This window comes from Paenibacillus sp. P4_A7, from assembly GCF_056402455.1.
This window is the reverse complement of the sequence record NZ_JBFUHJ010000124.1, coordinates 1-13,938: the sequence shown is the minus strand read 5'-3', so window position 1 is coordinate 13,938 and position 13,938 is coordinate 1. Positions and strand designations below refer to the sequence as shown.

The window sequence follows — 13,938 nt, the reverse complement described above, 5'->3', positions numbered from 1 at the left end:
ACCAGTTTGCTCCATGTCCCAGTTACGGCAAAAAACGAAACGAACCTGCCTTCAGAATTGCGCGATGCGCTCGCATTTGCCGAAGAGAAGCTGGATGAAATCGTATGGCTGAGCGCAGTTGCCTACTCCGCGAATACAACAGCTTCAGGTTCTTTTGCAGAAGAGCTTAAGCAGAACAAAGAAAAAATTCACAACTTGTCGGTGTCTCCCGCTCGTAATAGCAAGGCAGTAGATGCAGCGGCTATTGCAGCACATACTTCTACTAGACAGAAGCCTTTTGCGGAGAGACAGAAGGTTCAGCAGCAGAAATGGCAGCTCCCATTTTTGCCGACGACGACAATCGGCAGCTTTCCACAAACGCTGGATGTACGTCAAGCTAGACAAAAGTGGAGAAAAAACGAGCTAAGCTCAGCAGATTATACTTCCTTCATTAATGAAAAAATTAAGCATTGGATAGAGATTCAAGAAGAGCTTAACATCGACGTTCTTGTTCACGGTGAATTTGAACGTACGGATATGGTTGAATTTTTCGGTGAAAAACTAGGTGGATTCGCGTTTACACGTAACGGTTGGGTACAATCTTACGGCTCACGCTGCGTGAAGCCGCCGGTTATTTACGGAGATGTTATATTCAAAGAGCCAATGACTGTAACGGAAAGTGTATATGCACAATCACTAACAAACAGGCCTGTAAAAGGAATGCTGACTGGACCTATTACGATTTTGAACTGGTCATTCCCACGAAACGACATTACACGAGAACAAGTAGCTTACCAAATTGCACTGGCTCTGTCTGAGGAAGTAAAGGCGCTTGAAGCAGCGGGTATTGAAATGATTCAAGTCGATGAGCCTGCTTTGCGTGAAGGACTACCGCTTAAACGGAGTGAGTGGGATGCTTACTTGAAATGGGGAGTACATGCATTTCGCCTGTCAACAGCAGATGTTCGTGACACGACACAAATTCATACGCATATGTGCTATTGTGAATTCCATGACATTATTGACTCGATTCTAGCGCTTGATGCAGACGTTATATCCATTGAGACATCTCGCAGCCATGGTGAACTAATTCACAGCTTTGAGGAGAATACGTACGACCAAGGTATTGGTCTAGGTGTATATGACATTCATAGCCCTCGTGTACCGTCCGTTGAGGAGATGGTCAGCATGATCAACCGTGCGCTTAAGGTGCTCGATCCTACCCTCTTCTGGATCAATCCAGACTGCGGCTTGAAAACACGCGGCATGGAAGAGACCGTTGCATCGCTTCGCAACATGATGCTGGCGACTTACCAAGTAAGAGAGAGTGCTGTTCAAGTTTCACTGTGAAATTTATCAATAGATAATTATTTTTAAGTTTTCATTTTTATAAGTATTTATATAGCTCAGAGAAACGATTGTTTCTGCGATTAAGGAGATAGCTAACAGCTATCTTCTTGTAAAATGCCATCAAAAAACCACTCGGGCCGACTTTGGTTCATTATGAACCAAAGGACCTGAGTGGCCTTTTTGACGAAATTTTCAGTTAATTCAACGATACATAATGGATAGCCCGTTGTCTTAACACAAATTCTTCGGACTCATTAACGATTTGAGCTGAATCGGCAGTTAGAGCAGCAATGTGATTGACCGCATCTGTAAAACAGTTAAATATGCGACCGTCTTGATTAGTCTTGTCATAATGGTAATCGTTCAAAGTAGAAAGAACGATACTGCCAATGAAGGAAACAAGCAGATCACTACAGCGATCCAAGTCGAACATATCCTCGTTGTCATTTACAAAGAGCTCACTCCAACCATAACCCTGGTTGCTTGTTACTCGAAGACACACGCGAAAGCCTGCGGAATCGATTGCGAGAGCGGGGATTACGAACAACTCAATTCGAGAGACCGATAAAGAAGGGGACTGTTCAGCAAAAAAGGGTACTTGGTTAGAAGATTGACAAAACATAAATAAACCTCTCCTCTTTCCGCTTACGAGGTTAGCTGTCGGATTCGGGCTAGAGAGAATGCCCTACCAGGGTTACAAATCCCCGGATTCACCCCTTGCGAATGTAAAAACTACAAGTTCGCGTTGGTTCCCCCGTTTTTTCAATCGAAAAATTCAGCGTTTTTTGGTTTGTTCTTATATTTTAAATCGCTTTACACCGTTTGTAAACCATTAAACAGACCAAACCGAAGACGGATTGGTCTGTTTAATGGCTTGAGATCGTATCAAGCTTTATCTGAAGGCGCTATCCAATCCTGAGACCAAGCTTGAATTTCGCGAATAATCGGCTCAAGCGCTCGGCCTTTCTCGGTTAACGAATATTCAATGAGAACAGGTATTTCTGGATAGACCTGACGGTCAATTATCCCTTCAATTTCCAGTTCCTTGAAGCGTTCAGACAATAGTCTGCCGCTAATCGGTAATGCGGACTGAACAGCACAGAAGCGCTGCGGCCCAGCTAATAGTTGATTTATGATTAGGCCGGTCCAACGTTTGCTAATCAAGTCCATTCCCTTCTGGAAACGGGGACAAAGGGTTGGCTGTTCCATGCATATCACCTCTTTTTAATTCCTTCTAATTATAACTTCAATAACTTATTTATACAAGCAAACCTCAGTATTGTTAATAACTTGACTACGTTTAGTGATGAAAGTATAATTAGTTACAAATAGTAAGTAACATRAGGGGGCATCAATTATGAATCCATTATTTTTGGCACATGGCTCACCTATGCTAGCCATTGAACAAAATGAATATAGTCAATTTCTTCAGCAAACGGGGGCTAAGCTGCAGCCGAGTGCAATCGTAATTTTTACAGCGCATTGGGAAACAGAAGAGATAACCATTTCATCGAAGGACGATGAATATGAAACGATATATGATTTTTATGGATTTCCAGATGAGCTTTACAAGCAGAAATATCCGGCAAAAGGATCCACAAGAATCGCTGCTCTAGTAGGGAAGCTCTTGAACGATAAGGGCATAGAGACAGCATTTGACACAGAGCGCGGACTTGATCATGGCTCATGGACGATGCTGAAGCATATGTTTCCGATGGCAGATGTTCCTGTTGTTCAAGTATCTGTAAACCCATTCCGACCTGCGGAGGAACAGTATCGAATTGGTGAAGCACTGCGAAGTTTAAGCGCAATGAATATTTTGCTGATCGGAAGCGGCGTTACGGTACACAATCTACGAGCAGTAAATTGGGGACAGAAGGAAGCGGAAAGCTGGGCACTTGAGTTTGATCAATGGTTAATTGATAAAATGAGCATTCAGGATTTAAAATCCCTTTTTCAATATGAAAAACTTGCGCCGCATGCTAAAATGGCAGTACCTCGTGCTGAACATTTCGTACCTTTATATATAGCAATGGGCAGCGGCAATGCTGCAACAGCGCCCAAAGTCATTTATCGCAGCTATGAGTTTGGTACACTTAGTTATTTATCACTGCAATTTTAATATTCCATTCAACTAAAGTAGGTGAACAGCTTGATTAATTCAAATATTTCTGCAATATTGAAGGATAAAATAAAAAGAATAGAAAACGGTCAGGGCGATATCTATGTTGTCGGACCTATTAATTTACCTGTTGATGTAGACGGTGAGACGAAAACGTTCCACTGGTATAGCTGGCTTCGCAAGGAAGCGGGCGAAGAGCAATCGGTCGAGGAGCTTATTGAAGATTTAAATCATTTCTCCTATGCTGATATGCAGCAATCGAGTGTGCTAGTGTATGGTGATTTTGAGAATCATGCAGATGCGCTGATTCGGATGCATAGTATATGTCATACGGGGGATATTTTTGGGAGTGAACGCTGTGATTGTGGCTTTCAATTGAAGCAGTCTATGCGAATGATTACGGCACACGGTACGGGAGCACTATTCTATCTAGCTAACCACGAAGGACGAGGAATTGGTCTATTTAGCAAAGCAATCGCTTATTTATTACAGGAGGACGGGATGGACACCGTTGATGCGAACACGGAGCTTGGGTTTGCGGATGACGCACGTAATTATGATGAAGCAATTGCCGTATTAAAGCTGCTGCGTGCTTTGCCGGTATCGATTATTACGAACAATCCTCGAAAAGTAGAGGCAATGAGATCTGCTGGCTTAAACGTCGCGACGAGAGTTCCTTTATGGGGTAATTCGTCCGTATATAATGAGAAGTATTTACAAACTAAGAAGAATCGTTCTGGACATTTCGGTCAAGAGCCACAATCGCTCGTTAAATAAAGGTTGTATTTAAGAGCTGAGGAAACCGCTTTTCACGTGTAAACGAGAAAGTGGTTTTTTTTGCTGTAAACATTTTCGGTATACGTTTCGTCTATAAGAGAAGAGCAGCCATTGAAATAGCTATGATGAAGACAAAGGGGTGGGATAAAGCATGCAAATAAATGGTCATACTAAAAAGAACAAATGGACAAAAAGGGTGGCTCTATTTTCGCTGACGACACTCATTGTCTTGGCTGGATGCAGTAATAATGAGGAAATCAGGCCGGAAAATACAAACACTTCTACAACGTCAACGGAAGTTACTAATCCTCCGAGTACAGATGTGGAAAAGGATACCCAGAAGGAACTGCTCATACAATTCAAGGCTGTGTTGGAATCTGCTGACGGAGCAGCGGATATTATCGGCTTTCTGAATGAGCATATTAATGAGGCTGATCAAGCAACGTCAGATATCATGGTTCGAGAGCTGAATACGTATTATACGGCAAGTTTGGAGACAGCACAGGACGTTTTCTTTAAGCCGAATATCCAGGCTGTGCTGCTTAAGGAAGTATGGCCAATTACGAAAGAAACGGCGGAAACGATAAAGGATGAGGCTGTTAAAAAGCTCGTACGGACAGCCTTCGATAGCGGCTACAAACTTGAAGCGGTTGAAGGCTCTATCTTTCCCGTCGTTGATTATAGCTTTCAGAAACGTTATAAAGCCTCTCTCACCAAGGAAATGAATGATTATATCATTTTAAGTGCAGTAGAATCAGATAAGCCTACAGCTAGCGACGGCGGATTAATGATTACTTGGGATGAACTAGCTAAGCGGGCGATCATGGCGGAAGCCTTCGTACAACAATACAAAGACTCGCCGGAACGTGAAGTGGTTCAGAGTTTATATTTGACGCGTTATTTAGAAATGTATATAAATGGGTCTTATAATACGCTGGTTTATGATTATGAATCCTATAAAATATTAGATGAAGTGAAAGCAAGCTATGAGAAAACGGTAAAGGAGTCGCCAGATTCTGTAATAGGGCAGCTCTCCGCTCATTTCTTAGAGCTTCTAGCATTATCGGATGATCAGCTTTATATGTACGAGGATGGTCAAAAAACGGATATTCCGGAGCTGCAGAAGTTCCTCGCGGGCTTATCGGAAGAGGCTGAAGCTCTTTTAAATAAGCCATAATACGACAATATTATTTTGCGTTCCGTATACATTTCAAGTATGATAGGGAAAAAGAACTCATGTTCATAATCAAAGGAGTTTAACGCATGCACTCAAAAACAAGTCATTGTAAAATTGTTGATTGCACGATCCGTGATGGCGGACTCGTGAATAACTGGGATTTTAGTATCGAGTTTGTTCAGCATTTGTATGCTAGTCTTAACGAAGCTGGCGTCGATTATATGGAAATCGGCTACAAAAACTCTCCAAAGCTGCTCAAAGGCGCTGAAAGTGCAGGTCCTTGGCGTTTTCTGGATGATGATTTCTTGAAAAAAGTAATTCCTAACAAAGGAAATACAAAACTATCTGCACTCGTTGATATCGGCCGCGTAGATGAGAACGACATTCTGCCTCGCAGCGAGAGCTTGATTGACCTTATCCGTATTGCTTGCTACATCCAAGATGTAGATAAAGCTTTGGAGCTTGTAAAAGTATTCCACGATCGCGGATATGAGACAACAATTAATATTATGGCGCTTTCTAATGTTATGGAAAATCAACTCATGGATGCCTTCACATTGATCAACGATAGTGTTGTAGATGTTGTGTACATCGTTGATTCTTATGGCAGCTTGAAGCCGAATGATTTGAGTTATCTTGTAGAAAAATTCCGTAAAAATTTGCCGAACAAACGTCTAGGCGTTCATGCGCATAACAATATGCAGCTTGCTTTCGCTAATACTCTAATTGCTGCAGAGAACGGTGTTGAGCTGCTTGATTCTTCCGTATATGGAATGGGCCGCGCTGCTGGAAACTGTAATACGGAATTGCTTGTAGCTCATTTGCAAAATACGAAGTACAACATTAGACCTGTACTGGACATGATCGAGAAGTTTATGATTCCACTTCGCGAGAAGGAAGAGTGGGGTTATATCATCCCATATATGATTACAGGAATTTTGGACGAGCATCCACGTTCGGCGATGGCGCTTCGTGATTCGGCTGACAAAGATAAGGGCGTAGAATTTTACGACCGTCTGACAACTCCGGAAATTGCTCACAGTAAATAACAGATCAAAGGGCAGTTCGACTAAGTCATGAATTTGACTTATACGAGCTGCCCTTTCTTACATTTCACCGTAAAAACGAGCTTACGCCGCTAAGGATGGTGTATGCTCGTTTCGTTTGAGTTCTCTTGTATTACTGTTCTTGCAGCTCGTCGTCTCCGCGAATTGCTGCGGCCTGATGCTGCTCATTTGGATGAAGATAGCCTTTGCCGCGGAAGGTTTGTCCACTTTTTGCTACAGCTGCAAGCTGTACCTCTATATTTTGGCTCTGTCCAAACCATTTCAATAGCTCATGGTCGACCACGCCGTTAATATCGACATACCATAATCGACTACCGAATTCTGTTACACGTACAAGCTCTGCCGAAGTGAAATCGAGCTGTGTTGTGCCCTGCTGGAACGTTATTTCAATGTTGATTATTTCGAATGTTTCCACGTTGTTAGTCCTCCTTGTCAATCAAGCCCAATGCAGTCAAACGAAATTTCCATGCTTCATCTGTAAATCATTTCTATTTAAAACGGCGTTCTCATGCAACAATTGTAAACCGATCTACGTCAGATTAGCAAATACAAATATAAGGGGCTGAAGGAATGAAGATCGGTCATTCGTTCAATGGGTCAAGCAGAAAAAGATTCGGAGGAGGCGGGAGCTGGGTAATCGCTCTATTGCTCGTAATTGTTCTCTTGCTTAGTGCATGTTCTTCCTCGGCAGATAACTCAAACACAGCTAGTCGTGAGAACAGAATAAGTAGTGAATCGGCAAATAGTCCGTCTAGCGGTGATGCTGATCGTTTGTTAAGTAATAAGTCAGAAAGTAAGAGCCAAATCTCTGAAGATAGAAGTACGGAGCCTGTGCCCCCAACTCGGGAGAAAAAGGGCGGTAAACGGGGCTATGACTCTCCGGATAAAGACGTGCAGGCTGGTCAACTAACGGCAGGAGAATGGGATGATATTGCGTCGTGGGAACGATTCGGAAATTTGCTCAATAGCCAAGAGGGAGATAGCAGTAAGCAAACTTGGGGGTTTAGGAATTTTCATCGGTTAGAGGTTATTGTGACATCGAACGGGAAGGTGATACCCGATGCCAAGGTGCAACTGCTAGACGGATCTCAGGAAATATGGACTGCTCGTACGAATACGGAAGGAAGAGCCTATGTATTTGCGGGTTTGTTTGAGCGTGATGGGCAAAATCAGAATACGTATAAAGTGCAAGTACAAGCGGGGCAGGAGAGTAAAACAACAGAGCCAATCGAAATTCCGCAGCAAGGCTCAATGAAGGTTGATTTAGCCAGAGGGGAATCGCTGTCCAATAAGGTGGACGTTATGTTTGTTGTTGATACGACAGGCTCCATGGAGGATGAACTGAATTATTTGGAAGCAGAGCTTAAGGATGTCGTAAAACGTGTTTCAAGCGAGCATGCGAATAAGCTGGATATGCGTCTTAGCGCTAATTTTTATAGGGATACGTATGATGATTATATTGTAAAACCGTATCCGTTTATTACGAATATCGACACGATTACTGAACAGTTTAGTGAGCAGGAAGCACGAGGCGGGGGTGACTACCCTGAGGCCGTTGATAAAGCGCTGCGTGATGCAATACATGAGCATAAATGGAGTGAGGAAGCACGTGCAAGATTGCTGTTTCTCGTCTTGGATGCCCCTCCGCATGATGATGAACAAATTAAAGATGAGATTCAACAGCTTATAAAGGATGCAGCAGAGAAAGGCATTCGTATTATTCCGGTTGCTTCAAGCGGTGTAGATATTGATACGGAGTATTTACTGCGGTTCATGTCTGTAGCAACTGGAGGCACCTATTTGTTTCTAACCGATGACAGTGGTATTGGCGGCGATCATTTGGAGCCAGCAGTAGGTGAATATGAAGTGAAGCTGCTGAATGACCTGCTTTTCGAGGTTATTAACCGTTATGTACAAGAGTAAAACGTAGCGTTTTAGCGTTGTTATTGACTGTTGGAAATAGTTACTACAGAACTTTCGACATACTTATCCCCCCATAGCAGCTGAGATATGCGAAGATTATAGTGGGGTGATGAACTGTAATGACAAAAAAACTCTGTTTGTTCTGTGATGAATATGTGCCAATAGAAGCAGTAGGTAATCATGACAGGTATGTAAGCTGCTATTGCTCTCCTGGCGGCTCCTATAGTCTCTTGAGGGACGATTATGAAGCAATTAATGCGTTCTCCTATACAAAGAAGCGACTTCTATTTCCAAATATATCGGCTTATATCAGAGAGCTCACAGATTGTGAAGAAAAGGTTGTATTGTCGATAGATGAATTAGAAATGATCGAAAACTCACCAAGAATACCAGCGACAGTTGAAGAGAAAGGCGAACGTTTGCTGCAATATTTGTACAGACATTCTGAGGGTCCGGATGAGCCGGTGAGCATTCATCCGCTGTCTCAAAACTATAATTTAACCTATTCTCCCAATCTGCAGGAGCTTGTTTATATTATCGAGATGTTACGAACAGCGAAGTCGATTGTAAGAGAAGGTGTCAATTTTAGTCTTACAGAGAAAGGCTGGTCTGAAGCAGCTGCAAGAGCTGGCGGAAGAAAGCTGAAGTCCTGCTTTGTCTTTCTTGCGGATGACGAGCAGTGGTGTGAGGAATGGTCAGAGAGGGTCCTCCCGAAAATTGAGCAGTGTGGGTATTTGCCGCACTTGTATAATCTTTCAGGGACAAATAATGGTGAACCGTATTCCTTAAAACAATTAGCTGATAGCGAGCTTGTTATCGCAGATTTATCAAACCAATCGGCGGATGTTTATTTTGCAGCCGGCTATGCGCTAGGAATGAGTATCCCGGTCATTTGGACGGTGAAACGCGGTGAGGCGGATAAGCTGTTCGTTCAAAACGATCAAATCCGTCCTCTCGAATGGGATACTTCTGAGGAACTGACAGCTATGTTGCAGCAGAGGTTAAATGTCTAGTTGCATATGTTCGATCTATTTATACGAATAAAAAGGGCTATTCACTGAGCAATTTAAGCTGCTCTGTGAATAGCCTTTTCCTTTTTTAGTACAGTTTTCCTTGTCGATAGAGAACCGTGGAAAGCTTCATCACTGCATGGTTGTAGCAGTTTTGACGAAGCGGGAACGGATCTCCGAAGAAGGATGGCAAAATGAGATTTAATGTTTTTTGCATTTTATCGTAAAGCATAGTGTAAACATGCTCTTCCGTGAAAAATTGTGTTTCCCGACCTTGCAGCCATTCGAAATAAGAAACGATAACACCGCCCGCATTTGCCAAAATATCAGGAATGATTATTGTTCCTTTGGCGCTGAGCGCTTCGTCTGCTTCGCCAGTTACAGGGGCATTAGCTCCTTCAACAATAATTCGAGCTTTAACTTGCTCCACATTATTTTTATGAATCTGCTCCTCAAGCGCCGCAAGTATAAGGACATCGACATCGAGATAAAGGACGTCTTCCCGCCCAAGTATTTGAGCCTTAATTCCCAGTTCGGATAGAGCGGCTTCAGTCGATGGCAAATCACCCTGATTTCGAGCAGTAAATTCAATTAAAGTAGGGATGGGTAAGCCTTCTGAATTATAGAGAGTAACATTACGGTCACTCACAGCTACTACTTTATTATTCAGATAAGAACATTTGTAGGCTTCAAGTGCAGTTACCGATCCGACATTCCCGAAGCCTTGTACAGCTATGGATAGCGGTCGATTCGTATGGGCAAGGGCAGTTTGTGCGAATGGATTTGTACTGTTTGAAAGGAGTTCGCCTTGATCTTTGAGAAAATCATGAAGCATATACCGGAAAGTGAAATATACGCCTTTGCCTGTTGCTTCTTTGCGCCCTAACGAGCCTCCGTTGATAATACTTTTGCCAGTGAAGCTGCCCAGATAGGGTTGCCCGGGATGTGTGCTTTTATATTCCGCCAGCATCCAATCCATTTCCCGTTCGCCTGTCCCCATATCGGGTGCAGGAATATCTTTGTCCGGCCCTAGAATGTCGCTGAAATACCGTACATATTTTTTGCAAATGGTATAGAGTTCCTTCGTGGAATAATTACGTGGATTAATAATGACTCCGCCTTTACCACCGCCGAAAGGTACTTCGTGTAAAGCATTTTTGAGTGTCATTAGCGCTGCGAGATTCGTTACCTCTTCCTCGCTCACCGATTCGTGGAATCGGATACCGCCCTTGTAAGGGCCTAGTGTGTCATTATGCTGAATTCGATAAGCTGGAATACGAACTACATTGCCGTTGTCGACTGTAATACGCAAAAAGGCCTTGTGAACTTTATTTGGTGTAGAGAGAATAGCAGCAAGCGATAGGAAAGCTTGTTCGCGTGCTTGGTTCTGCAAATTAGGTAAAAAGCTGGTGTCTCCCATTAAAGCTTTTAAGGATTGCTGTACGATGGCGCCGGTTTGGCTTGCCATATCTAAACGACCTCCTCAGAATTCCAAATGGATAGTATGAATCTGTATTTTATCACACCGTTATAGTTTATCCAAAATTAACCGCTTTAATAGGTATTGTAATGAATCAGTATTTTAAAATTTGGCTACAAGCAATTATAAGGGTTTTATTGAAGAGGTTACGTCAATATCAATGGCTGCAAGCTCATTGCCATTTACAATAATAGATAGCCGATGCTTTCCTGGATAATGCTTACGAGTCGTCAAGTCTTTAAACTTATGGGTACGTGAGTATATTCGCTCCGCGTTGTCATAGTTATTTTCTGTAATCTTGAACAGCTTCCGTGATGTTGTTCCATTCGCTTTGACAAATGCAACGCCATATTCGACCCGCAGCCGCTGTGATTCGGAAGTATTGGTTCGAAGTGAAAAAGAAAACATAAGATTTTCTCCGATCGACAGCGTCTCCCTGTCAATGGATAACCCGCTAACCGTCACATCCGGCGATAGGATAAAACCAAATAGTGAAAGCACATCAGGATCAGCCTTTCGCAGCAGACCGCGGCATCCATGCTTAATAATCCAATTCGTTTGCGGACTCTCTCCGTACCATTCCCCAGCGAGCTGTTTGACGAGCTCAGGATGGTCTTTGGATATATCATTTAGATTGTTGGCCACGCTTTTTTGCACATAGACTGAAGTGTCTTTGTTTAACTGTTTCAGTATAGGAATAATTGGCGAGGGATCTGCTTTGTACATATCCAAGGCCATTGCCCAAGGCAATCGTGGCCGGCACCCTTCACTAGCCAACCGTCTGACATGATGATCAGGGTGATTAGCCCACTGCTGCATTTGCTCCATCATTCTTTCTGGATCTAGAACAATAAATGGGCGTACAGCAAACTCTGAACTCGAATAAGGGGTTAAACGCTCTAGTGCTTGAATAGATACATCCCAATCGTTAAGCCCATAAGCCTCTACGAAATCTGGAAAACATAAATATTCCACTCCTCTGCATTCAGGAGCAATAGAGAGCAGAACACTTAAAGCTTCGCTATATGACTCTGGCAGTGTCTGACGCAATGACTCGCTAATATGTCTAACACGCTGTTTAAAAGCTTTCAGATCCCATTGCTCATCATAGATGAGCTCCATAAAGTGCATAGTCTCAAAGGCAGGATACTCTCGTTTGATTAGATCTGTAAGCTGTGTGAAAAATTCCTTATTATACTTGCCTGCTATGGTGTCAGCCATGTCTACTCACCTCTTATAAAGATTATATAACTCTTTTCGTGCATTGACTTCATAGATAAGCATACATGATAATAGTGCCATCTAATGGCACTATTATTTGTAGGAGTTTATTTTGAGGAGGGAGCGGCCTATGTATAAAGCACAGCGACTCATCAAACTTATTATGTTGGTCAAGGTGGGTACATCGTTTACTCCTTGGCTTGTACATTTATTTCTTGGGTTTGGTATGGAGGCAAACGTTAAGCAGCCTCAAATAGTTCGAGAACTAATGCAAGAAAAGCTTCATATGCTGCTTAAACAATACGAGCTTTAGAGGGTGAAATATAAATAAAAACCAGTCTGACACGTCATTTATGTGTTGACTGGTTTTTAGCTTACGTATGAACCAAACCGGTTATTTATTCTCTTCTTCGTTCTCAGTAGCGTATGCGATTAATGCGATGTCCGAGCCGTATTGATTGCTGAGCTGCTGTTCAAGCTTGCGAATGGCATCGAGAGCATCGGTCTGGCTGTTAAGCTCGGCGATCCGAAAGTCTTTGTCAATCATCGTCTATCACATCCTTCTTTAAGGGTCTCAATTAATAGAATGATCAAATTAGTTGATCGTTATACGTCTAACAGCAGCGGCTTCTGTGCATGTTATGGATAGCAGTGCTTATTTACAGGAGAGTTGTCGTTAATTGTTCTTTTGGTTGCGGTCTAGTAAACTGTAACTGAATAACATAAAGGAAGTGACAACATTGGCCCGCTCTTTTTTGCAAAAAAGAATAATCACACTATCGTCTGCAAGACGGTCATCTGGACGTATGAAATACATAATCGCATATCTGTTGCTTTTTCTAATCATGCTAGCCTCATCATTAATAACAGTACCGTATAGCGTGTCAGCACAGCAGCTTACTAATGAATTGACGGCCAATACGCTCTCTGTAATTCCAGCTATAGCTGCAGAAGCGATGGAACATGGGCATTCATCCACTTCCCATACGGATAGCGGTATTGAAGCTGGCCAGATTCTTTTCTATGCAGTAAGAATTATTTATTATTCAGCATTAATGTTTGCAGCAGGTATGATGCTTTGGTCCATTGCTATTCCCGCGGGGTCTGATGGTACACTAAGACAATTTGTAGATAAATGGAGTTTGTATGCGATAAGAATTTTTCTGCTTGCTATGCTGGTATTCATCTTTGTTCATGTACGAGAGGCAATGAAAGGCTACGATGGAGGAAGTCCGAACGATTGGCTTCAATATTTAACGTCAACTTCGACGGGGCTTTCGTGGTTAGGTTTACTTATTCTTGCATGGTTAGGGTTCGTGATTCTGCGCCTCAATGATTCTTACAAAGCGGTGTGGGCGCTGCTGCTGGCAGCGGCAGAAAGCTATAACGGACATGTCATGTCTTTGCCTGCTAATACGACAGCTATCGTTATGGATTTTATCCACTTGGTCTCCTCAATGTTATGGGCTGGGGGCTTGATGGTTCTACTGCTGCTATGGTATAAGGATCGTAAGGAAGTGGGCAGGTTTGCTGAGAAGTTTAGTAAAATGGCTTGGCTTACAATCGTCTTGCTAATGGTCAGCGGGTTAGTTATGACGTTTCTAATTTTGCCATCTTGGCGGTATCTGTTGTATTCAAACTGGGGAATTTTATTGTTAGTAAAAGTGTGCCTGATTATCCTTGTTACAGGAGTAGGGGCTTTTCTTCGAAAGCAAGTGAAGAAGCGTAACTTGCCGGGTGGTCAATTGCTAAAGCTTGATGTCCTCTTAATGAGCGTTATTCTGGTTATCGTAGCGTTGTTCACTTATTTAAGCCCAATGCCAGAAACAGAG

The 13,938-nt window shown here is 42.7% G+C and carries 15 protein-coding genes and 1 riboswitch; of the genes, 9 read left to right on the top strand and 6 right to left on the bottom strand.

Annotated features, from left to right (window positions below; genetic code table 11):
- Positions 1-1,329: 5-methyltetrahydropteroyltriglutamate--homocysteine S-methyltransferase (gene metE, locus AC1DWN_RS16430; protein WP_477559978.1), on the top strand; the 1,329-nt coding region annotated here is incomplete at its 5' end.
- A 196-nt stretch (positions 1,330-1,525) separates the two neighbouring features.
- Here metE and AC1DWN_RS16425 read toward each other — a convergent pair.
- Together AC1DWN_RS16425 and AC1DWN_RS16420 are read right to left on the bottom strand one after the other, a co-directional pair.
- Complete coding sequence (locus AC1DWN_RS16425; protein ID WP_477559977.1) at positions 1,526-1,951, bottom strand: hypothetical protein; 426 nt, start codon at positions 1,949-1,951, stop codon at positions 1,526-1,528.
- A 5-nt stretch (positions 1,952-1,956) separates the two neighbouring features.
- Positions 1,957-2,120, bottom strand: a riboswitch (cyclic di-AMP (ydaO/yuaA leader).
- Positions 2,121-2,214: 94 nt separating this feature from the next.
- Complete coding sequence (locus AC1DWN_RS16420; protein ID WP_477559976.1) at positions 2,215-2,538, bottom strand: winged helix-turn-helix transcriptional regulator; 324 nt, start codon at positions 2,536-2,538, stop codon at positions 2,215-2,217.
- 145 nt (positions 2,539-2,683) lie between these two features.
- On the opposite strand from AC1DWN_RS16420, the gene AC1DWN_RS16415 reads away from it, so the two are divergent.
- The 4 genes from AC1DWN_RS16415 to AC1DWN_RS16400 all read left to right on the top strand — a co-directional run bounded on the left by AC1DWN_RS16415 (position 2,684) and on the right by AC1DWN_RS16400 (position 6,454).
- Entirely contained in the window at positions 2,684-3,451 is a 768-nt protein-coding gene (locus AC1DWN_RS16415) for a DODA-type extradiol aromatic ring-opening family dioxygenase (protein ID WP_477559979.1), read from the top strand.
- Positions 3,452-3,481: 30 nt separating this feature from the next.
- On the top strand, positions 3,482-4,228 hold the full coding sequence (locus AC1DWN_RS16410) for a GTP cyclohydrolase II (RefSeq protein WP_477559975.1): 747 nt from the start codon (positions 3,482-3,484) through the stop codon (positions 4,226-4,228).
- A gap of 151 nt (positions 4,229-4,379) precedes the next feature.
- The gene (locus AC1DWN_RS16405; protein WP_477559974.1) at positions 4,380-5,405 is read left to right on the top strand and encodes a hypothetical protein; all 1,026 of its coding nucleotides are present in this window, start codon (positions 4,380-4,382) and stop codon (positions 5,403-5,405) included.
- Positions 5,406-5,491: 86 nt separating this feature from the next.
- Complete coding sequence (locus AC1DWN_RS16400; protein WP_477559973.1) at positions 5,492-6,454, top strand: aldolase catalytic domain-containing protein; 963 nt, start codon at positions 5,492-5,494, stop codon at positions 6,452-6,454.
- A gap of 130 nt (positions 6,455-6,584) precedes the next feature.
- On the opposite strand, the gene AC1DWN_RS16395 is transcribed toward AC1DWN_RS16400, so the two are convergent.
- On the bottom strand, positions 6,585-6,887 hold the full coding sequence (locus tag AC1DWN_RS16395; protein WP_477559972.1) for a hypothetical protein: 303 nt from the start codon (positions 6,885-6,887) through the stop codon (positions 6,585-6,587).
- A 155-nt stretch (positions 6,888-7,042) separates the two neighbouring features.
- Between AC1DWN_RS16395 and AC1DWN_RS16390 the strand changes: the two genes are divergently transcribed.
- Positions 7,043-8,395, top strand: coding sequence for a VWA domain-containing protein (locus AC1DWN_RS16390; RefSeq protein WP_477559971.1), 1,353 nt, complete (start codon positions 7,043-7,045; stop codon positions 8,393-8,395).
- Between the two features lie 119 nt (positions 8,396-8,514).
- Positions 8,515-9,408, top strand: coding sequence for a hypothetical protein (locus AC1DWN_RS16385; protein ID WP_477559970.1), 894 nt, complete (start codon positions 8,515-8,517; stop codon positions 9,406-9,408).
- Positions 9,409-9,493: 85 nt separating this feature from the next.
- On the opposite strand, the gene AC1DWN_RS16380 is transcribed toward AC1DWN_RS16385, so the two are convergent.
- Both AC1DWN_RS16380 and AC1DWN_RS16375 read right to left on the bottom strand, forming a co-directional pair.
- Entirely contained in the window at positions 9,494-10,873 is a 1,380-nt protein-coding gene (locus AC1DWN_RS16380) for a Glu/Leu/Phe/Val family dehydrogenase (protein WP_477559969.1), read from the bottom strand.
- Positions 10,874-11,008: 135 nt separating this feature from the next.
- Positions 11,009-12,106 (bottom strand): DNA alkylation repair protein, encoded by a 1,098-nt coding sequence (locus tag AC1DWN_RS16375; protein WP_477559968.1) that lies wholly within the window; start codon positions 12,104-12,106, stop codon positions 11,009-11,011.
- A 130-nt stretch (positions 12,107-12,236) separates the two neighbouring features.
- Here AC1DWN_RS16375 and AC1DWN_RS16370 point away from each other — a divergent pair, with 130 nt between their 5' ends.
- Complete coding sequence (locus tag AC1DWN_RS16370) at positions 12,237-12,419, top strand: WCX domain-containing protein (RefSeq protein ID WP_477559967.1); 183 nt, start codon at positions 12,237-12,239, stop codon at positions 12,417-12,419.
- Positions 12,420-12,500: 81 nt separating this feature from the next.
- Here AC1DWN_RS16370 and AC1DWN_RS16365 read toward each other — a convergent pair whose 3' ends face one another.
- On the bottom strand, positions 12,501-12,653 hold the full coding sequence (locus tag AC1DWN_RS16365; protein WP_477559966.1) for a hypothetical protein: 153 nt from the start codon (positions 12,651-12,653) through the stop codon (positions 12,501-12,503).
- A 259-nt stretch (positions 12,654-12,912) separates the two neighbouring features.
- Here AC1DWN_RS16365 and AC1DWN_RS16360 point away from each other — a divergent pair.
- Positions 12,913-13,938 (top strand): copper resistance D family protein (locus AC1DWN_RS16360; RefSeq protein WP_477559965.1); only part of this gene is annotated, 1,026 nt, incomplete at its 3' end.